The sequence below is a fragment of the Chryseobacterium sp. AG363 genome, from assembly GCF_003610675.1.
GTDB lineage: Bacteria > Bacteroidota > Bacteroidia > Flavobacteriales > Weeksellaceae > Chryseobacterium > Chryseobacterium cucumeris.
Window position 1 is genome coordinate 518040 of sequence record NZ_RAQF01000003.1, and the last position, 20739, is coordinate 538778.

Below are 20739 nucleotides of genomic sequence, written 5' to 3' on the forward strand. Positions count from 1 at the left end.
TTACTTTTTGTGTAGAGTTTCTATAATATTTTCTACGCTGTCAAATATTTTCTTATTGTCAAACTGACTTTCAATTGTTTTAAGGTTCTCTCTGATGTGGAGAACAAGATCGGGATCGGTAAGGAATGTTTTCATGGCTGAATACATTTCATCTACTTCATAACTGATGAGGTATCCTGTCTCACGGTCTTTGATCATCAATCCTACATCTCCTACTTCTGTTGCTATAATAGGTTTCTGAAGAATTAAAGCTTCAGCAATGACCAATGGCCATGCTTCAGATTCCGAAGGCAGAACAAAATAATCCGCTTTTTTGATATAAGGATAAGGATTCATTTGGTTGCCAACCAGGATAAATGTTTTTTCAACATTATTTTTAGCTACCTGTGCCTTGAGGTTATTCATTTCATCACCCTCACCAATAACAATGATGCTGTGATGAAACCCGTCATTGATGAGCTTCGTATGAGCGTCAATAAGTTTATGATATCCTTTTCTAGAATGAAGTCTTCCTATAGATGCGAAAACAGGCCCTTCAGGAAAATTTTCAAGCTTTCCTTCTGCCTTACGCTTAATTTCTTCGATAGGAATAGGATTGATGATCACACTTTCAGGAGGATAATTTAGATTAGGATAATGCTGGTGCATCATATCTTTGATCTTGTGGGAACAGTACACCATGTGGTCAAATTGCGGAAAGCTCTTTAAAATGTTTGGTACTAAAGGCTGAAATTTCGGAACATTAATTTCAGAGTGAAACCATCCTATTTTTTTTGAATTCTTATTGGTTGAGTTCAGAATGGCATCATAGTCTCTGTAATCCATCCCGATCTCAATATCAAAAGTATCATTGATAAGACGGTCTGCAATGGCCGGAGTATTTTTCAGTTTTCTCAGCTTTATTCTTCTTTTAACAAGCTGAAGTTTCTGTAAAATAGAATTGTTGGAAAAATCTTCTTTTCCGTCAGTAAGGTATATTTTTCTGATGTGCTTCGGAAGTTCATCACGCAGTTTTCCCTGGTTGAGGGTGAGGCATACCGTCATTTCAAATTTGTCAGGATTAAGATTGTTGAGAAGTCCCAGTAATACTTTTTCCACGCCTCCCATTTCCATGGAACGGTGCCTGAACAAAATTTTTATTTTTTTTTCTAACATTATCCGAAGATTGATTGTAACGTAATTTTTATTTTTTTCTTAATACGGAAAGGCAGCTGATGCTGATACTGAAGCAGATCGAATATTTCATCTGCACCGGTATAATGTTCAGGAACTTTCTTTCCATTGATAGAGCTGAGCCCTCTTCGTTTCATGGTATTAAAAATCACCTGGGCAAAATATTCGTGGGATTTCTTTTTATTGTCATTCTGTGAAATTCCGCCCTGATGCGTTCTGTAAAGATAGTTCGTTTCATTAATAAACTGAACGTTTCCTTTTTCATACATTTTAAGATATAAATCCTGATCTTCCCCTATTTTCAGATTGGGATTCATTTTTTCCGTCTGTTCATAAACTGCTTTTCTGAAGGTTACAAAATGAGCAATCTGAATCGGGAAATTGAAAAAATAAGGATCTCCACTCGGTACCTGCATCGCAGATCTGAATGGAGCTATTGGATTCAGGTTCTGGTCACATGTCATAAACCTTGAATAGGTAAGGACTGTATTTTTTTTAGTCTGAAAAATCTCCATACATTTTTGAATAGCGGTTGGAGCAATGGCATCATCAGGATCCAGAAAACCACAGATTTCACCTTCGGCCATTTCAATCAGCTTACTTTTTGTTACACCTACACCGGAATTTTTTTCATTTTCAAAAAACCTGAATCTTTTGTCATCTGAAATCATTTCCCGGATTATTTTCTTCTCGTTTTCAGAAGAAGCATCATCTAAAATTACCGCTTCCCAGTCTGTATATGTTTGTTGAAGTATACTTTCAAAACAGTCTTTAAAAAAGATGGCATTGTTATAGTGTGCAATAAGAATAGAAAACTTCATTATTGTTCCTTGAATATTAAATCTTGATGATTAATTACAGTCGTATTTGATGGAATGTCTTTGTAAATAGTACATCCGGCTCCAATAATACAGTTATCTCCGATGGTAACTCCTTTTAAGACGGTTACATTACTTCCGAGCCAACAGTTACTACCGATCTTGATAGGAGCGGTGGTGAACTCAGATGAGAACAGCTTAAATTCCGGATGAGTCTGATAAGCATGATTGTGGTCGTAAAGCTTAACATTTTCCCCAAACAAAGTGTTGTCACCTATTGAAATGCTGTCAAGACAATTGATGGAACAAAAATTATTCATAAAAAAATGATCTCCGATTTCTAAAACGGCATTCTGCTGCACAAGAATATGTACATAATTTCTGAAACTCATGGAATTCCCAAGTGTAACATTTTTTAAATTGTCGTGCAGAACAAAATGATTACTGATCCCAAGCTTTATCCCTTTAAAAGAAACATTAGGGTGTTTTTTGAGACGAGAAATCTGGCTTTTCCGTTGAATTTTTGCTAAAATTTCATCAAGCATACCTGGATTTATTTTCACATTTGTAGTTTACAAATATAATTTGTTTTAAATAATTATAATAATAAATCTTATTTTTGTGCCTTAAAAATTAATACTTTATACCAAATAAAACAACTTTTCAGGTTGAGGTTGCTGAGTTTTGATAAAGTAAATCATTTGGTGTTCTGTGAAAATAAGTCAGATTACATTTACCCGATTTGTTGCCGCAATGGCAATTGTTATTTCTCATTTCAATAAAGATCTGTTCTTATACAAGATAGATTATATTTCCAATCTTTTTTTAAGGGCTAATGTAGGAGTAAGCTATTTTTTTATTCTTTCGGGGTTTATCATGATTATTGCTTATCACAGGAAAGATAAAATTGATTACCTGGAATTTTACAAAAACAGGTTTGCCAGGATCTATCCGCTTTATATGCTCGGACTTTTGCTCTATTTTATGACAAGATATGAGATGTTCGATTGGTATAAACTGATCTTATATGGTTTGGGTATCCAGAGCTGGATTCCGGGTGAAGCGATGATCCTGAATTTTCCAGGGTGGTCTATTTCCGTAGAGTTCTTCTTTTACCTGCTTTTTCCGTTTTTATATAATTATTTTTATGCCAGGAAAAACAAAATGATCTGGGTGTTTGCCATTGGTCTCTGGCTGATTACACAGGTGTTTTCTAATCTTTATCCGGTGTATGGAGCTTATGAAGGACCTCATACGAAAAGCCATGAGTTTCTTTACTATTTCCCTTTCTGGCATCTGAATGAATTCCTGATTGGAAATCTTGCAGGAATATATTTTGTGCAAAATTACAGGCAGAAAAATTATGATTACCACGTTATCGCAGTCTTTTTTCTGATTCTTCTGTCACTGATGTTTGTCCCGCTATTCTATCATAATGGTTTGATGGCTTTACTCTTTGTACCTGCCATTCTTTTAATTTCGGCAAATAACGGGAAAGTAAGCAGGATATTTTCATTAAAGCCGCTGGAGTATCTGGGGGAAATTAGTTATGGAATATACATCACTCATATTCCTGTGCTTTACCTTGTAAGGGAATTTTTACAATGGCAGAAGTGTACGCTCGGCATTGATATGGTATTTCTGATTTACATTATCGTTATGCTGTTGAGTTCCGCGGTCTTTTACCAGTTAATAGAAAAGCCGATGCGAAACCTGTTAAGAAAGATTCATTTTTCAAAGCGTTAGTTTTCAAATAATTTTTTTTTAACTAAATATTTAGTTAAATGTAGTGTCAGAACAAGTCATTTCTGAAATTGATATTGTACAGCCCTGAACGGATGCTTTTATAATCCGTAAACAAATACTTTGTGATCATCCCCCATTTTTTCAGAAGGGGAGCATTAGCAATCTGAAAGCTTCTGTAAACACGTTTGATATGAAGTTTAATATCTTCAGGAATGGTATTTTCATTTTCTGCCCACTGGTTCACTTCCTTCCATAATACAACGCGGGTTGAAGCCGGTTTTACTTCTCTGGAATCTACTTTGGTAATTCTGTTGTTCTCATGAACTCCTCTCACCGCTACAGCTTTGTCAAGAATTCCCGGATACAGATTCAGATAGTAGGAGAGTCGGAATAAAAATTCGGTGTCCTGATGAAGCTTTAAATGGGTTTTGAAAAAATACTCCATATTTTGTAGAGAACTTTTACGGATCGTCAGGGCATCAATACTGAAAAGTCCAAAAGTTCCTCTCATATTCAGTTGGCCCGGGAATACATCTTTAGGAGGATATTCTTTATACACTGTAGTGAGGCGGTCTCCAAAAACCTTATAATACTGTTCTCTGGCTTTTTCAGAATAATAATGAACTCCTATAGCCCCATAAACTCCATCTACCTCGTGATTGAGAAAAAGCTTTTTTTCGGCATCAAAACGGTTAGGAAGATAGTAATCATCTGCATCAAGGAAAGCAATGAAATCTCCTTCTGCCTTTTCCATTCCTAAATTTCTGCTGGCACCTGCTCCATGGTTTCCTTTATCAGGATGCTGATAAAGTTTTACCCTGTCATATTTTTCAGCGAGTTCCCGGCAAACCTGCAGGGCATTGTCCGGAGACTTGTCTTCTACCAGTACCACTTCATATACCTCTTCGAACTGAAGCGCGGAATCTACAGCCTGAGCGACATATTTTTCAGCATTGTAAACGGGAATGATGACTGAAATTTTCATTTTTTTCGGATTATGCTTTTAATTTAATTTTTAAATAATGGGTAACCTTTTTCTCTACAAAATAGTACAGAAGAGAGGCTACAATAATAACTAAAACAATTTTAAGAAGAAAAAAAGCAATGTTTAGATAACCTTCAACTTTGAATCTTTTTAAAACAATTTCTACAAAAGGATGTGATAGGTATAATGAATAGGAAATATCTCCCAGAAATATTAAGAATTTGTTTCCTTCAAAATGGAAAATATAATCAAAAGTCAGGAAAGAAAAAACAAACGTGGAGATCATTGCCAGTTTTACCCAATCATTGCCAATAGGAATGATGCTGAGTAAAACGAGTATAAATGAGGTTATTCCTATTACAGAAACTATTGCTGCCCATTTCTTTGGAACTGTATATTGGTTCAGTAAGAGAGCAAAGAGAATTCCTACAACAAAATAAAGATTGAGAGAATGGGTTACCATTTTCAGATATGGACTGTCAAAATGTACACAATATCCCAACATAGTTGTCAGAATGAAAAATCCTACGATGAAATAATACCTTTTTTCTTTAAAAAATAATGATAGCCCGAATATGAGATAAAAAAACATCTCAAAATTTAAAGACCAACCCAGGAAAAGCACGGGAAATTCCTTCTTTGTGGGAAGGAATAACAATGAATGGATAAGCTCATAAAGTCCTGCGCCATGAAAATAGAGGAAAAAACTGCCTCCGGGTATCATTATAGCAAAGGTCAAAAGATAATATAAGGGGACAATTCTGATCACCCTTCTTTTGTAAAATAAAGTGATCTGCTGAAAAGAATCTCTACTGAAATTTATTCTTTGCGTTGTGAAAGCCATGATAAATCCACTGATAATAAAAAACACGGGAACACCGATACTTCCTTTATTAAAAAGAATATCACCAAGATTCAGCCCGGGTAAGTTTATCGTTTCACGGAAATGAAAGCAGCATACCAATAATGCTGAAATTCCTCTTAAAATCTGGATATTATTAAGCTTCATAACAGATGAAAATCCTATCTTTTAAGAATTTTTTAAAGGTATTTATAGTTTTTAAATAGGCCTATTTGATATAAAAATTTTAATAACCTTGATTTTTTCAATTTGTCTATTTTGTCTAAAGAGTTCTTTGCGCTGAAATATAAATTAATTTTATCGATTAATTCTTCCGTCTGGAATTCAGAAAAATGAAAATTTTCTACAAGTGTTTTTCTTCTTTCTTCTTTTCTTAAAGACTGTGATTTGGGATCGGAGCTGATACCATCCTTATAAAAGCGGGATATAGATTGTTCAATAGGTCTATAAGTACAATTGTATTTGAAAATAGAAATTAAAAACCATTTCCAATCTGAACAAATTCTCAAATTTTCATCATAGAGACCTACTTTTTCAAAAGCACTTCTTTTTATAAATGTACTGGGATGCCAAATTGTTTCTTCAATCAAATCTAAAAACGAAATATTTTCTTTAGTAGGCCTAAGAACATCTTGATTTTCATCATCTACAATTAAATTACCGGAGATAATATCATCTGTGTGCAGTAATGGAGTTACTTTTTCTATAACTGATTCATTTAGCAGTTCGTCTCCACTGTTCAGAAAAAGAAGATATTCTCCAGTCGCTTTTGCAATTCCTTTGTTCATCGCATGATAAATCCCTTTATCAGGTTCACTTACCCAATAGTTTATTTTGGATTGATTACTTTCTATAAGTTCTTTGCTTCCGTCAGAACTTCCACCATCAATTACTATATATTGAAAATCTTTACCGGTTTGCCGAAATACACTATCCAGAGTTTTTTGTAAACCATTTCGGTTGTTGAAGTTTATCGTTATGATTGTAATGGATTTATTGAGCATATTTTTGAGTGTTTTTTTGTAAAATCTGTTTGTTATTGCGAAATAAAGGATTCTATATTGAATATGATTTTTTTAAATTATATTGTTTTTAAATCACATTCAATCATTTCTTTGCAAAGAGATTTTACGGTGTATTGTGGTTGCCAGCCGAGAATAGTTTTTGCCTTTGTAGGGTCACCAATCAGCAGGTCGACTTCTGTTGGACGATAATAATTAGGATCAACTTTTACAACTGTTTTACCTAATGGGAGTTGATAATTCGGGTTATTACAGCGTAATACCTTGGCAATTTCATTTTCCTGACTTCCTTCAAAAACCAGTTCTATTCCTACTTCTTCAAAAGCCATAATGAGAAAATCTCTTACCATGGTAGTTTCTCCTGTTGCTAAAACGAAATCGTCAGGTTTCTCCTGCTGCAACATTCTCCACATTCCTTCCACATAATCTTTAGCATGTCCCCAATCTCTTTGAGCATTTAAATTCCCCAGATATAAGCAATCCTGTTTGTTTTTTGCTATGTTAGCTACTGCCATAGTTATTTTTCTGGTAACAAAAGTTTCCCCTCTTCTGGGAGATTCATGATTAAATAAAATACCATTGCAGGCATACATTCCATAGGCCTCCCTGTAATTTTTTGTTATCCAAAATCCATAAATTTTTGCTGCACCATAGGGAGAACGTGGATAGAAAGGAGAGTTTTCATCATAAAAACCCTTTTCATTTTTATTGGATGGCATCCCGCCGTATAATTCTGAGGTAGAAGCCTGATAAATTTTCGTCTTATGGGTTAATCCTAAAATCCTGATTGCTTCTAATAAACGCAGTGTACCTAACCCATCTACGTTTGCAACATATTCGGGCATATCAAAACTTACTTTCACATGGCTCATGGCACCAAGATTATAGATTTCGTCCGGTTGTACCTCTTGTATGATTCTGATGATATTGGTAGAGTCTGTAAGATCTCCGTAATGTAATTTGAAATGCACGTTATTTTCATGCTGATCCAAATACAGATGATCAATTCTTTGAGTGTTAAAAGAGGAAGCTCTTCGTTTTACGCCATGAACTTCATAGCCTTTTTCTAATAGGAGTTCTGCCAGATAAGAACCATCTTGTCCTGTGATTCCTGTAATAAGTGCTTTTTTCATCATTTGTTTAAAAATTTTTCTTGATAAACTTGTTTTATTCCATCTTCCAGAGATATATCAGGAGACCAACCCATAGAATTAATTTTAGAGGAATCCATTAGCTTTCTGGGAGTACCATTGGGTTTTTCTGTATCCCAAACTATATTTCCTTCATATTGGGCAATATCTTTAATCTGCTTGGCCAGTTCTGATATAGAGATTTCCCTGGATGAACCTATATTCAGGTGACCGCTTTCATTGTAATTATTCATCAAAAATACACATGCTTTTGCAAGGTCATCTACATGTAAAAATTCTCTAAAAGGGCTTCCATCTCCCCACAAAACCACTTCCTTTACATTGTTTTGTTTGGCTTCAAAAAACTTTCTGAGCATAGCCGGCAAAACATGAGAATTATTTAGGTCATAGTTATCATTAGGCCCATAAAGATTAGTTGGCATTGCGGAAATGAAGTTACAATTATATTGATCCCTGTATGCATCACACATTTTTATTCCTGCAATTTTTGCTATGGCATAAGGTTCATTGGTTTGTTCTAAAAATCCACTTAATAGGTATTCCTCTTTTAAAGGTTGAGGTGCAAGCTTGGGGTATATACAACTGGAGCCTAAAAAAAGTAATTTCGTTACTCCATGTAAATAACTCTGATGAATTACATTAGACTCAATCATAAGGTTATCGTAAAGAAAATCAGCTCGGTACGTGTTGTTGGCGTGGATTCCTCCTACTTTGGCTGCAGCAAGAAAGACATATTCGGGCTTTTCGGTTTCAAAAAATGTTTGTACACTTTTTTGATCTGTAAGGTCTAATTCACTGGAAGTTTTGGTAATAATATTATTAAAACCGTTCGAAGTTAAGTTTCTTAAAATGGCACTTCCTACCATACCTCGGTGTCCGGCAATATATATTTTAGAGTTTGGGTTCATAATTGTAGTTGTAACGAATTTTATAATAAATTATTTTTAATAAATTATTGAAGCTTGATTTCAAAATTTCAGGAAAAGATTTATTTTTTTTAGGTAAACTATTTTTTAAAATTACATATTTACAATCTATTTTTGAGATTCTTTCAATATCATTTTCAATGATTTTTTGATGATAATTTTGATATAGCTCTTTCAGGGAATCTGAATTTTCCAAAGAATATCTGTCATAGTATTTTGCTAAGGTTTCGGGATTTTTATATTTAAAATTTGAAAAATGATAAAATACCAGAGGAGAATTATCCGGCATGCGGTATTTATTGTCTTCTGTAGCTACCAATCCTATTCTTTCATGCAGATTCCAGGGAGCGGCATTATACCCCATTTTACTGAGAATTTTTACATTTTTGAAGAAAACAGGGGAAAAATTCATCCAGATCTGATCTACAAATAACCCTTTTTCCGGTTGATTATAGCAAAGAGATAACAATCTTTCTTCCCACCAATCAAGAAGTTTTTTGGCATTTTCAGAATGGCCTCTTAATCCTATAAATCCCAGATTATATATACCAAAATTAAGAAAAGTGTTTTCTACAGGTTTATAGCCATCTAAAGGAATAGAACTCAGAATATGAGGGGTGAGCAAGATATCTGCGTTATCTTCAAATTCTGCATTCAGGATTGATAACTGATCAAATATTTCAATATCCGGATCGAAGTAATATATAAATTCCGTATTGGGATTTTTTGCTAATAAGTACTTGAAAAATGATGCTTTTACAGAGGTGTTAAATTCTATAATGTCATATTTCATCCATAATTCATCAAAATTCTTTATTCCAATATCTTTCATTTCTACAATTTCACATTGGAAAGAATCATAATCTATTTCGCTAGATTTTTCATCGCATAATCCTATTACAAATTTGAAGTTTTCACCATATTTATTAATAGAATTTTTTAAAACTTTAGCTTGTGCTAAATAGTTATTGGAGCAGATTGTGAAAGCTATATTCATAGGATTTTGGAAGTAAAAGTTGTTGAAATGTCTTTGTATATTGTAAAAAATAATTTACTTTCTGGAGTTTGATATTTTTCTATTTTTAATCTTTATTATTTTGTAAGACTTCTGAAATGAATTTATTTCCTAAGCTTCGATATTAAACGAAATAATTTTTTAGATAAATCTAATAGCCCCAGATCTTCAGTCATTTTTTTTAAAGCCAAAAGGAGTTTAAAAGTTTTTGATTCTTTTAAATTTCTTATTTCAATGGTTAATTCATTCACTTTGTTATAGTTAATGTCTAAGTGTTTTAAAAGTAATTTATTGAAGTCAGAGTTGGAAATCACTTTTTCAGCTTCATTATAGAAAAGCATCTGATATAAAATCATATGTTTCCTGTCCCGTGACATACTCGTTGCATGCTTCCTATACAAAGCCAGAGGAGCATTTAAAAAAATGAAATCGATGTTTTTTTGTGCAATTTGAATCCACAAAAGCCAATCTTCTTTCGCTTTTAGATTTTCATTAAAACGAATAGTTTCAAAAATAGACTTTGGAAACAAACCACAATGAATGGGAATTGTAAATGTGAGGTCCCATTGATACAGGATAGATTCAAAATTCAGTAAATCCTGAGATAGCTTGCAAAAGGGAGGCAATAACTCTTGCTTATTAGAATCGTCAAATAAACAAAAATTTGACACTATTATTGCTTCTTTGTCTTGTATCAGATTGAATGAATCTGAAAACTTGGTTTGAGCTAAGATATCATCTGCATCTAAAAACTGAATATAATCTCCGGTTGTGACTTCCAGAGCAGCATTTCTTGCAGAAGATAAACCTCCGTTTTCTTTGTGAAGATATTTAAAACGGCTATCTTTTTTTACCCATTTATCGGCTGTCTCTGCTGTATTATCAGGAGATCCGTCATCAACAATGATACATTCCCAATTTTCATAGGTCTGATCCTGAATAGACTGCAGGGATTCATCCAGAAAACGTGCTTGATTATAACAGGGGACAATGACAGATATTTTGGGATTCATTTTCATTTTTAATCAATTATTTTTTACAATGTGTTTTTTTAGATATATAGTGGTCACTATCTTTTTTGATAATGATTTCTGACACTTGGTACAAGGTACAAAATTATTTTTTCAGGAATAATCATGTTATAAGTAGGTTGAGTATAGCTTTTTCAAGTATTCCGTTGGAGATATTCCTGTAAAAAAGCTTTCAGTAAGTTCATTGAATTCAATAGTATAAAACGAACCTTCATCACTATCATCATACACAGCCTCTTTACCGAGATGACTCTCGAGCTGGCACAGTATTTCTGACAATGAATACTGATAAGGATAAGCAAGATTGATGATCGTATTGTTAAGGTCCATCATATTACTTCCTACAAAAGAGCCAATATCATCTATTCCGATCAGGATTCTTCCTGCATTTCGATGAAGAGTAAATCTTTTTTCCGAGATAACAGCATTACTTAGGAAATTGATCAGTGTATTGGGATTACCACCATGTCCCACTGCATTTCCTACCCGGAAGATAATATAGCTGACACAGTTTTCTGCAATGATCTTTTCTGCATTAAGTTTATGCTTTACATAAGGACTTTCCGTTTTGGAGGGATCATAAACACTGCAGGTAGAAAAATAAATAAGTTTTTTATGTGGATTTTCCTCAATACAGGAATGGAGAAGGCGTATTTCTCTTTCGAATGCTGAGGGATCCTTTTCAAGAGAATTGGAAACTCCCGATGCGAAAAAGATAACCTCATCTTTGTCATAAAATCTTACGGCATTTGCCAGCATTCCGTTACCAATAATCATATGCTTCTTGTATACTTAAGATGTTAGTTGTATCTCTTTTAAATCTTTCATGGTGATCAATAGATTTTAGAGCTTTTTAAAGATTTTAAATAACCCAATTTTATTTCCCAGTTTTGCCCATCTTGAATTTTTTACATGGTTTAATTGGTTGAGTACCTGTTCATATTTATTTTTCGGAACATAGCTTTGAAGAAAAAGATCTTCAACACTGATGTTTCTTCTTTCTGCCATTTTTATCAGCGCTACCCAATGCCAGAACAGTGCTTTCTCAGCATTTTTAGTCGTAGAAATACCACTATCATGGATTCTGTATAAGTATAGATCTTCATCAATATATTTTACAGGAGCTGTTTCGCACATTTTCATGTACCAGTCTTTATCTTCAGCAATTTTTAGAAACGGATCAATGCCGGAAGTCTTTTCGTATATCTTTTTCTTAAAAGTAGCAAAATGTGAAATCTCGCCGTTAAAATTATAGTAAGAGTAATTCAGCTCAGTAATCTGTTTCGCTTTATGGACCGATTTAGGATTAAGATGTTCATCGCAAAATACAAAATTGGAATATACCATACCCACTTCGGGATATTCAGAATATGCCTTTAAAATAACTTCCAAAGCATGAGTCGTTAACCCATCATCAGGATCTAGAAAACCACATATTTCAGATTCAGCAAGTTCTATTAATCTTCTTTTTGTATAACCGATTCCCTTGTTTTGGTCATTCTGATTGATTTTAAACCGGGAATCATCACCTATGATTTTTTTTATGACTTCAAGAGAATCATCAGTAGAGCCATCATCCAAAATTACCGCTTCCCAGTCTGTTTCTGTCTGAGCAACTAAGCTTTGGTAGCATTTTAAAAAAAAATGACCATTATTATAGTTGGCGATAAGTACACTGAATTTACTCATTTCGACTGTGTTTGTTCAAGATTTTTTTTAATGCATTCAAATACCCAAAACCGTGTTTTCTATCTGGTTCCAGGATGTTCCCTTCTGCCCATTCGTTCCAGGATTTTATAATTAAAAACTGTTCCGGATAACCCTTTTTATCTTCAAGATATCCTATAGCCTTTTCTACTTGCTGTTCAAACAGTTCCGGGGAATTGTTAGCTAAAATGATTCCTCTGTAGCCGCTTCTTGGAGTATTATCCCAATTGGGCAGGATACATGGATAGGTAGGAATATTGCTTTCTTCAAACTTTAAGTCGTTTACTACTGCCTTAGCATCCTGAATGTTAACTTTAGGCTGTTCTTTTTTCTTAATTCCTATTAATCCTTTTATCCTGTTTTTATAATATTGAGAGTGAGAAATATATTCTTTCTTCGCAATATGAGGTATCCAGGCCTTTTGAAATGCATTGGAGATCTTACTGTCATATCCCATAGATTTAAAATCCAGGTCATCACGGAGCTTATTGGATGCCATGATGTATAGATCATCAAATCCGTTTTTCCTGGCGAGCTCTCTGAATTTTGTAATATAGTGAGGATCCCCGTCATTTAAATGATTCGGATCATAGATAATGAAAAGAGGCTTTTTGTCTACTTTGATATATCTTTCATCTTTGAAGAAAGGCAGAAGATATTCGAAATGGGCAATTAAGTCTTTTTCATTAGGATAGATTTGTTCAGCAAGTATTTTTTCTGATAACCCATGCCATATTCCTGACCATGTTTCGTTGGCCCAGCAGAAACAAAAAGGGAAATCTGGTTTTCCTGATTGTAATACATCATTTGCCACGCGTTCCAGCAATTGTTTGCCGTTGCCAAACCAGTAGTGATAATAGATAAATCCATGTACTCCATAGTCTTTTGCCATCTGAGCCTGCTGTTCTCTTACTTCAGGAACACGCAGATCATAATACCCCAGATCTCCAGGATATATAGGTTGTTCGTGTCCTTCAAATAGAGGTTGGGCTTTGCTAACATTCGTCCATTCAGTAAATCCTTTACCCCACCATTCGTTATTTTCCGGAACAGGGTGGTATTGTGGTAGATAAAAGGCAATTGGTTTTATTCTTTTCATAATTGATTGGAAAATATTTTCTTAACGGATTCCAGATATTGTGTTCCGAATTTTAAGTCGGGTTCCAAGTGATTTCCTTCTGCCCATTCATTCCATGCATTGATAAAGACAAAGTTTTCATCTTCGGAATAGGGGGTGAAATCTGACTTAATATTGGAAAGCCACTTCTCAAAATATTCCGGTGATGAATCTTCGAGTATCAGAGTAGGGTTTTCTCCTCTTCTGGAAGTATTGTCCCATCCGGGGACAATAGAAGGATAGAGTTTGCAATGAAAATCTTTTTGACGGATTAAACTTTCTCCCATCCACTTATATGGAACGGAATTGAATTTCTTCTTTACTTCTTTTTTTATAATACGTCCCTTAATCTTGTCTATAATAGTTCTTTTTGGCGGGATTTGTCTTTCCTTAATCTCTTTGAAAACACTTTTTCTACGGATTCCAAAAGGTTCAAAATCAATTGCTGCATCAAAACCGTAAACTAACTGATCCCAATCTTCCTGATAAGAAAAAACCATATGACATATATACAATTCCATTCCTGCCTCTTTTGCTTTCTCACGCCAGCATTGGATGGTTTTCTGTACATTAGGTAAGATATTAGGTTTATAAATTACAATAATAGGCTTATTGTTGACTCTAATATATCTTGAATCCTTTAAAATAGGAATTAAAAAATTGATATGTTCTTCATTGTCCTGATCGGAATATTTTTGCTCAATCAATACTTCATGATCATTACCATCCCAACGTCTGGTCCAGTTTTCATTGGCCCAGCACAACATGAAAGGTAGGTCTTCTTTTGGATTTTTTAATTTCTTGTCAATTGGCTCATGCATTAAGCGTTTACCATTAAACCAATAGTGATAATAACAAAAGCCATAAATTCCGTATTCTTTGGCTAGCACTTCCTGTGCCATTCGGGCTTCTTCCAGCCTCAGATCATAAAAACCAAGGTCTGCGGGAAGATGTGGCTGGTAGTGGTTTTCAAATAAGGGTTTTGCTTTAGCTACATTTGTCCATTCTGTAAACCCTTTACCCCACCATTCATCATTTTCCGGGAACGGATGATATTGTGGTAAATGTATAGCGATTGGTCTTATTTTCATATTGATTTGCTTAAATTATCTATTAAATAAATATTTGATCGTTTGTTTCAAGGGTAAGACTTTTACCCATGAAGGATTGTTAAAGGAAAGTTTTATAACTTTTAATTTTGAAAAAAATCCTAAACGGTTAGTATAAGAATAGTGCTCGGTTGGCTTTGACTCAATAACTGATACCAATTCTTCATCTCTTCCATCCACATATTTTTCATGTTGAGGGATAGCTCGGATATTATGTTGTTTATTTTTACAAGAATCCTTAATCTTCGCTAGTTTTCTATTCCAACCTTGTGATGAATAGTTTTCCTGTAAATATGTTAATTGCTGTCTGGTGATGAGTTTCTTATAATTTTCATCTTTGATAATTCTCTCAACTTCTAACTCCCAGCTTTTCAGATCTTGCGGGTAGAATATTCCTTTTTGGTTATTATCATCAAAAACCTTATAAACGCTTGCAGGATTATAATGCAGCACAAAAGGAACTCCAGCCATTGCTGGTTCCAGAAGTGATGTGAAAGATGGTATAGGAAACCCTTCTAAATATAAGTCTGCAGTTTCAATGTATGGGTTAATATCTCTTGTAGGATGAATGAAAATTAATCGTTCATGGGTATAAATTTTCCTGTTGGGATTATTTAGTTCAATACCTACGATAGTAAAGACGACATGTTCAAATTTTTTTACAATTTTTAATGCTTCCTCATAGAAATTATATTCCTGATTGGGTTCATACTTCGATGCTCTGCCAATTGAAATAATATTGAATGTATTTTTCTCCGTCTTTTTTAATGAATATGACTCATCTACAGGTATTGGTAAAAAAAACTGATCTTGTACTGGAATATTTCGGTTTTCAGAATCCTTTAAAATGTTTGATTCTCTTATCTGAAGCAGAAAATCTGTAACAGGTGCACCCAGCCAATAGGTATGTTCAGCATGATTTAGGAAAAAGACAGGACTTTTTAATTTTTGAGAAGAAAAAACCAAAGAAGGGATTACATCATGTGGATGAATGTGCAAAATAATTCTGCTGAAATAATTCTCCTTCAATGTATCTACTATTTTTTGAGCTTTTTCAATGATGTTTAATTTTTGATCATAAACAAATAGATTATGATCAATATTATATTGATAAGATTTGGCTATATCAGAGACTTCCTGGAAATTCTGCCAGGTACTCAGCAGATAATGTTTACTGTTTTTATCATTTTCCATCCAGCTGAAAATAAGTTTTGAATGTCCCCCAATACTGCTGATTTCGGAAAAAAGATGTAATGTTTTATCCTCTGCGGTATCTTGAATATTTACATTGTCAAAATCTAAGCTTTTAAGAGCAATATTTCTGATGATTGATTCAAAACAATTAGAGGTGTAATATCCGGGAAAATTATACCATGCAGAATATGATGTTTTTTCTATATACATCAAACAATCATTAAACTTCTCTTCGTCAAAAAGAAGTTTAGCAATTTTTAATGTTTTAAGGAAATATTTTTTATTCTCTAATAGTCTTGACATGGACTAAAACTTATTTATAATCTCAATAATTTTATTTATTTCTTCAGTATCCATAACAGGAGAAATTGGTAGACTCAATACTTCAGCATGAATCTTCTCACTAATTGGAAAAGACAGATCATTCCAGACTTTATATGCTTCTTGCTTATGAGGTGGAATAGGATAATGAATTAGAGTCTGCACTCCATTTTCTGTAAGATAAGACTGCAGTTCATCTCTTCTTTCGGAGCGGATAACAAATACATGCCATACATGTTCATTTTCATCAGCAGGATATTCTGGGAGAATGACTGCTGGGTTTTTTATTTCGTGAATAAAACGTTTTGCAATCTCTCTTCTTATTCTATTTTCGTTGTCAATATACTTTAATTTAATATCCAAAACGGCAGCCTGAATTTCATCAAGCCTTGAATTTAATCCTTTATATATATTGACATATTTTTGATTAGAGCCATAATTGGCTAATGCTCTGATTGCTTTCATTAAATCATCATCATTCGTAGTGACAGCACCTGCATCCCCTAAGGCTCCTAGATTTTTGCCCGGATAAAAGCTGAAACCAGCTGCATCACCTAGATTTCCTGATTTTATTCCATTCCATTCTGCTCCGATTGCCTGTGCATTATCTTCTATAATTTTGAGGTTATGCTTTTGGGCAATTTCTTTAAGTGAATCAGAAAATACAACTCTGCCCTGAAGGTGGACGATGAGAATACCTTTGGTTTTTGAAGTTATTTTTTCTTCAATTTTAGAAATGTCAATATTATAGGTGTTAATTTCCGGCTCTACTAAAATTGGGACTAAGCCATTATCTGAAATAGCTAAAATAGAAGCAATATAAGTATTGGATGGAACAATAATTTCATCTCCGATATTCATTACTCCTAATTCTATATAGCCTCTCAAAATGAGTCTTAAGGCATCCAGGCCATTAGCAACACCAATAGTATGTTTAGCTCCTATATACTCTGAAAGATTTTTTTCGAAGTTTGAAAGCTGGTTACCCATGAGATACCACCCGGAGCGGAAAACTTCTAAAAGTTTGGCTTCTATCTCGTTTTGATATTGTAAGTTTACCTTTTGTAAATCAAGAAATTTAATCATAGTTTAAAGTTTAATTGAATAAAAATCTAAGGCAATTCCTCTTGCTCCCATATTTTCTTTCTGCTGAATGAGCCCTTCGTTTAAATATTTGCCTTGGTTTTCTGTAGAAATTCCAAAACTGTAATATTTTCTATCATTGAATTTTTCCAAAAGAAAATGATTTATAAAATCTAATGCTCCTGCCTTTCTTCCTTCTGGAGATGCTGCCATATATTGAGTATGAATGACATTTCCGAAATCAAAAATAACAATACCAGCTAAAATCCTGCCATCCTTATTGGCTTCGAAAAGTCTTATATTTTCTGGAAATTTTTCTTTTAAAAGAGTGATTTCCCCTATTGTATGTACGGGTTTTGTGTCAAATTTCTGAAGAACAGAGGAAAGTAAGTTCCAATATTCTTCAAAGTTTGTATTTTCTGTAATAATTACGTTATTTTCTTTACATTTTCTTACTAATTGCCTTTTTGTTTCTGAAAATCGGATAGGATGAGAAAGGTCAATAACAGATGATATATCTCTTCTAAAAAGGTTAGCTTCATTACGGAAAAGAGCATATAAATCTTCTTCAGAGGGACATTTATGAAAAATATGAGGAACAGTTTTGTATATTATTTCATTGAAAGAAAGAGCAGAATAATATTTCTTTACTTCAGCAAAAATCTCTAGAACGTCAATTGCCTTTATAGCATGTGATAAGATTAACGACCCAAAAGTTAAGCCACCATGAGAAATAATCTGTGTTCCGGATTCATTTGCAGGTAATAACGCTACAATTTTATTATTCTTAAAAATGAGTAGTGAATGGTCTTTGAAACGGTCAGAGTGATATTCCATAAAATCTCTGTCAAAAAAGAAAAGTCCGTTTTTACTTTCAATTATGAAATGATTCCATTGATCATAATAATCTTTTCTGTATTTTTTTATTTCAATAGCCATCTTATAAATTTATGGACATGATTATGTTAGAATCTGCAGAATCTTGTTTTACAAAACCTGCTTTCTCATAAGCTTTTATAGCTCTGGTATTTTCAGTTATAACCTTTAAATAAAGACTTTTTAAATTAAATTCTTCTTTAGCAAATTTAAAAATGTGTTTGAAAATTTCAGCACTTAATCCTTTTCCCCAATATTCCTTTTCTCCAATATATCCGAAGTATTCGGCTGCCCCATCATCAATATTTATATTTTTAAGACCGACAACTCCGATAATATGATTGTTGTAGCGGATACCTTTGACCCAATATGTTGGATTTTGATTGAGTGAAGCAAACCATGTTTGCTGATCATCTTTTGAAAAATCAGGAGTACTTGTTAAATGTTTAATTTCTGGCTCATTGAGCCAATCCCAGGATTTACTAAGTATTTCCGGAGTATATTCTACAAGGGTAAGTTGATGAAAGCTTATGAAGTCTTCATAATTTCTGATATAATCTTTTTCATTATAAGTATGTGAAGCTAGTACAAGGCAAATAGCTCCTGAAGAAAAATTAATTTCTGAAGCCCAGATCCCGGGAGGAATATGTAGCCCTAAATAAGGACGGTTAAGAAAAACCTGTCTCTTAAATTTTCCATCATCTAAAGAAACTTCGAAACTGCCACTTGCTGCAATCAGAAATTGATGACATTCTTTATGGGAATGAGCTCCTCTGCTTTCACCTCCGGCAATATCATATAAATAGAAAACTCTTTTTACATTAAAGGGAAAAGATGAATTGTTTTCAACCACTGTAAGGTTGCCTTCATCAAAACTGATTTTACCTAAATCAATAACATTACAGTCAAATACAGAAATATTATTTTTCATCAGTCAGTATTTTAAATTCTTTGAAATCTCTTATATAGTCACTTTCATTGTACTCTCTGTCGGATACAATAAGAGCTAGTGAGTTGGTCGAAAAGTTTTCCAATCTTCGCCAAAACATATTAGGAATATACAGTCCATAGTAAGATCTGTTTAAAGAAAATCTTTGCTCCTCTTTTCCATTATGGATTACAACATCAAAACTTCCTGAAAGCGCAATAATAAATTCTTGCTGTTCTTTGAAGGCATGGCTTCCCCTAACTTCTCCGCCGGGAACATCATATACCCAGTATGTTCTCTCTATTTCAAAAGGTAATTGATTAGGGTACTCAAAAAAGGATAAATTTCCTCTTTTATCATATATTTTAGGAAGTTTTATTATTTTAGGAATCATGGCGTTTGTACTTTGTATTCAAAAGTGGGTCTTGTTACTCCGGGATAAATATGCATCATTGTTCCAACTTTTACATTTTCTACTTCAAATCCAATAAAGTTATCAACCCCCAACAGGAGAATTTTTTGATCCTTTCCAAAATAAAGTCTGAAATAATAATTTCCGGCATTTAAAAGTCCGGCTGGTATATCAAATTCTACAGTATATTCTCCAATTTTTGAATCACTATTAGAAACAGGGTTTCCAACGTGGAAAATTACCAACTCTTCATAATTTTTCAACTCAAATGTTGTATCGAGTGTAATATTCGGGCAGTAATTATGAAATACAAGTTTCACATGTACTCCGGAATCAATATCTAGTAACTCTCCTTTAATAGGACTTACGAGAAATTCTTTTATTCTTATATTTTCATTCCCAATGGCTTCGTCAAGATTGCCATTGTAAATGTAAGAACTTTCTGTTGCACTGCTTTTTTGATATTCAATGATAGTACTAAGGATATCACCTTGGTAATTAATCTGACCCTGGTTTAAAAGAATTCCTTTTGAACATAATTCTTTAACGGCAGTCATGTTATGACTAACAAAAAGAATAGTTCGTCCTTCTCCTCTTGTTACATCATTCATTTTACCAAGACATTTTTTCTGAAATTCTGAATCCCCTACCGCTAAAACTTCATCTACGATAAGGATTTCAGACTCTAAATGAGCTGCTACTGCAAACGCCAGGCGGACATACATCCCTGAAGAATATCGTTTCACGGGAGTATCTATATATCTTTCAACGCCTGAAAAATCAACAATTTCATCGAATTTCCTTGTAATCTCTTTTCTTGTCATCCCAAGAATAGCTCCATTAAGAAAAACGTTTTCCCGTCCCGTCATTTCCGGATGGAAGCCTGTTCCTACTTCTAACAGTGATGCAATTCTCCCTTTTGTATATATTCTTCCTGTTGTAGGTTTTGTAACTTTACTTAAAACCTTGAGCAGAGTTGATTTCCCCGCACCATTTCTGCCGATAATTCCAACAGCATCTCCTTGTTGGATTTCAAAATTAATATCACGAAGAGACCACACATAGTCGGATAATCCTTTTGTTGTTCTATCATTGGCTTCACCAATTTTCAGATAAGGATCTTCTTTTCCTCTTACTTTATGCCAGAACCTGTTAAGATCATGAGAAAGAGTACCTGTTCCGACTTGTCCAAGGCGGTATTGTTTGGATATATTTTCTGCTTTTAAAGACAGCATATTCTTAAATGATTTAAAATTAATAAAA

Annotated in this window: 21 protein-coding genes; 1 reads left to right on the forward strand and 20 read right to left on the reverse strand. The window is 33.7% G+C overall.

The genetic code is table 11. From position 1 onward, the window contains the following. Genes DEU39_RS15265 through DEU39_RS15275 form a run of 3 tightly spaced genes read right to left on the reverse strand, consistent with a single transcriptional unit; the run spans window position 1 to window position 2554 of the window. Window positions 1-1155: a glycosyltransferase gene (locus DEU39_RS15265; RefSeq protein WP_062673403.1), complete on the reverse strand. Its 1155-nt coding sequence runs from the start codon at window positions 1153-1155 to the stop codon at window positions 1-3. Further along, on the reverse strand, window positions 1155-1994 hold the full coding sequence (locus DEU39_RS15270; protein WP_120232523.1) for a glycosyltransferase family 2 protein: 840 nt from the start codon (window positions 1992-1994) through the stop codon (window positions 1155-1157). The genes DEU39_RS15265 and DEU39_RS15270 overlap by 1 nt, the downstream gene beginning before the upstream one ends. Continuing rightward, window positions 1994-2554 carry an acyltransferase gene (locus tag DEU39_RS15275; protein ID WP_228432335.1) on the reverse strand — a complete coding sequence of 187 codons (561 nt, stop codon included), beginning with the start codon at window positions 2552-2554 and terminating at the stop codon, window positions 1994-1996. Before DEU39_RS15275 ends, DEU39_RS15270 begins: the two co-directional genes overlap by 1 nt. Before the next feature lie 148 nt (window positions 2555-2702). Between DEU39_RS15275 and DEU39_RS15280 the strand changes: the two genes are divergently transcribed. Further along, the gene (locus DEU39_RS15280) at window positions 2703-3737 is read left to right on the forward strand and encodes an acyltransferase family protein (RefSeq protein WP_147367597.1); all 1035 of its coding nucleotides are present in this window, start codon (window positions 2703-2705) and stop codon (window positions 3735-3737) included. Window positions 3738-3783: 46 nt separating this feature from the next. Here DEU39_RS15280 and DEU39_RS15285 read toward each other — a convergent pair whose 3' ends face one another. The 17 genes from DEU39_RS15285 to DEU39_RS15365 all read right to left on the reverse strand — a co-directional run bounded on the left by DEU39_RS15285 (window position 3784) and on the right by DEU39_RS15365 (window position 20711). Further along, window positions 3784-4722 carry a glycosyltransferase family 2 protein gene (locus tag DEU39_RS15285; protein ID WP_120232525.1) on the reverse strand — a complete coding sequence of 313 codons (939 nt, stop codon included), beginning with the start codon at window positions 4720-4722 and terminating at the stop codon, window positions 3784-3786. A 10-nt stretch (window positions 4723-4732) separates the two neighbouring features. Continuing rightward, complete coding sequence (locus DEU39_RS15290) at window positions 4733-5731, reverse strand: acyltransferase family protein (protein WP_120232526.1); 999 nt, start codon at window positions 5729-5731, stop codon at window positions 4733-4735. Between the two features lie 32 nt (window positions 5732-5763). Continuing rightward, window positions 5764-6588 (reverse strand): glycosyltransferase family 2 protein, encoded by an 825-nt coding sequence (locus tag DEU39_RS15295; RefSeq protein WP_062673415.1) that lies wholly within the window; start codon window positions 6586-6588, stop codon window positions 5764-5766. Between the two features lie 77 nt (window positions 6589-6665). Further along, window positions 6666-7739 (reverse strand): GDP-mannose 4,6-dehydratase, encoded by a 1074-nt coding sequence (gene gmd, locus DEU39_RS15300; protein ID WP_062673796.1) that lies wholly within the window; start codon window positions 7737-7739, stop codon window positions 6666-6668. Then, complete coding sequence (locus tag DEU39_RS15305) at window positions 7739-8665, reverse strand: GDP-L-fucose synthase family protein (RefSeq protein ID WP_062673417.1); 927 nt, start codon at window positions 8663-8665, stop codon at window positions 7739-7741. The genes gmd and DEU39_RS15305 overlap by 1 nt, the downstream gene beginning before the upstream one ends. Beyond that, window positions 8649-9680, reverse strand: coding sequence for a hypothetical protein (locus tag DEU39_RS15310; RefSeq protein WP_120232527.1), 1032 nt, complete (start codon window positions 9678-9680; stop codon window positions 8649-8651). The genes DEU39_RS15305 and DEU39_RS15310 overlap by 17 nt, the downstream gene beginning before the upstream one ends. Before the next feature lie 122 nt (window positions 9681-9802). Then, window positions 9803-10711 (reverse strand): glycosyltransferase family 2 protein, encoded by a 909-nt coding sequence (locus DEU39_RS15315; RefSeq protein ID WP_228436796.1) that lies wholly within the window; start codon window positions 10709-10711, stop codon window positions 9803-9805. Window positions 10712-10837: 126 nt separating this feature from the next. Next, window positions 10838-11506, reverse strand: coding sequence for an NAD-dependent epimerase/dehydratase family protein (locus DEU39_RS15320; RefSeq protein WP_120232529.1), 669 nt, complete (start codon window positions 11504-11506; stop codon window positions 10838-10840). Window positions 11507-11572: 66 nt separating this feature from the next. Beyond that, window positions 11573-12418, reverse strand: coding sequence for a glycosyltransferase family 2 protein (locus DEU39_RS15325; RefSeq protein WP_120232530.1), 846 nt, complete (start codon window positions 12416-12418; stop codon window positions 11573-11575). Beyond that, the gene (locus DEU39_RS15330) at window positions 12411-13535 is read right to left on the reverse strand and encodes a glycoside hydrolase family 99-like domain-containing protein (protein ID WP_183037427.1); all 1125 of its coding nucleotides are present in this window, start codon (window positions 13533-13535) and stop codon (window positions 12411-12413) included. Before DEU39_RS15330 ends, DEU39_RS15325 begins: the two co-directional genes overlap by 8 nt. Beyond that, the gene (locus tag DEU39_RS15335; RefSeq protein ID WP_120232531.1) at window positions 13532-14644 is read right to left on the reverse strand and encodes a glycoside hydrolase family 99-like domain-containing protein; all 1113 of its coding nucleotides are present in this window, start codon (window positions 14642-14644) and stop codon (window positions 13532-13534) included. Before DEU39_RS15335 ends, DEU39_RS15330 begins: the two co-directional genes overlap by 4 nt. A gap of 15 nt (window positions 14645-14659) precedes the next feature. Further along, complete coding sequence (locus DEU39_RS15340) at window positions 14660-16159, reverse strand: glycosyltransferase (protein ID WP_120232532.1); 1500 nt, start codon at window positions 16157-16159, stop codon at window positions 14660-14662. A 3-nt stretch (window positions 16160-16162) separates the two neighbouring features. Beyond that, window positions 16163-17263 (reverse strand): DegT/DnrJ/EryC1/StrS family aminotransferase, encoded by a 1101-nt coding sequence (locus tag DEU39_RS15345; RefSeq protein ID WP_120232533.1) that lies wholly within the window; start codon window positions 17261-17263, stop codon window positions 16163-16165. Between the two features lie 3 nt (window positions 17264-17266). Next, complete coding sequence (locus DEU39_RS15350) at window positions 17267-18199, reverse strand: GNAT family N-acetyltransferase (RefSeq protein WP_120232534.1); 933 nt, start codon at window positions 18197-18199, stop codon at window positions 17267-17269. Window position 18200: 1 nt separating this feature from the next. After that, window positions 18201-19067 carry a GNAT family N-acetyltransferase gene (locus DEU39_RS24805; RefSeq protein ID WP_120232535.1) on the reverse strand — a complete coding sequence of 289 codons (867 nt, stop codon included), beginning with the start codon at window positions 19065-19067 and terminating at the stop codon, window positions 18201-18203. Continuing rightward, window positions 19057-19458, reverse strand: coding sequence for a sugar 3,4-ketoisomerase (locus DEU39_RS15360; protein ID WP_120232536.1), 402 nt, complete (start codon window positions 19456-19458; stop codon window positions 19057-19059). Before DEU39_RS15360 ends, DEU39_RS24805 begins: the two co-directional genes overlap by 11 nt. Further along, a complete protein-coding gene (locus DEU39_RS15365) occupies window positions 19455-20711 on the reverse strand; it encodes a polysaccharide ABC transporter ATP-binding protein (protein WP_120232537.1) in 1257 nt (418 codons plus the stop codon). Before DEU39_RS15365 ends, DEU39_RS15360 begins: the two co-directional genes overlap by 4 nt. Window positions 20712-20739 lie beyond the last annotated feature (28 nt).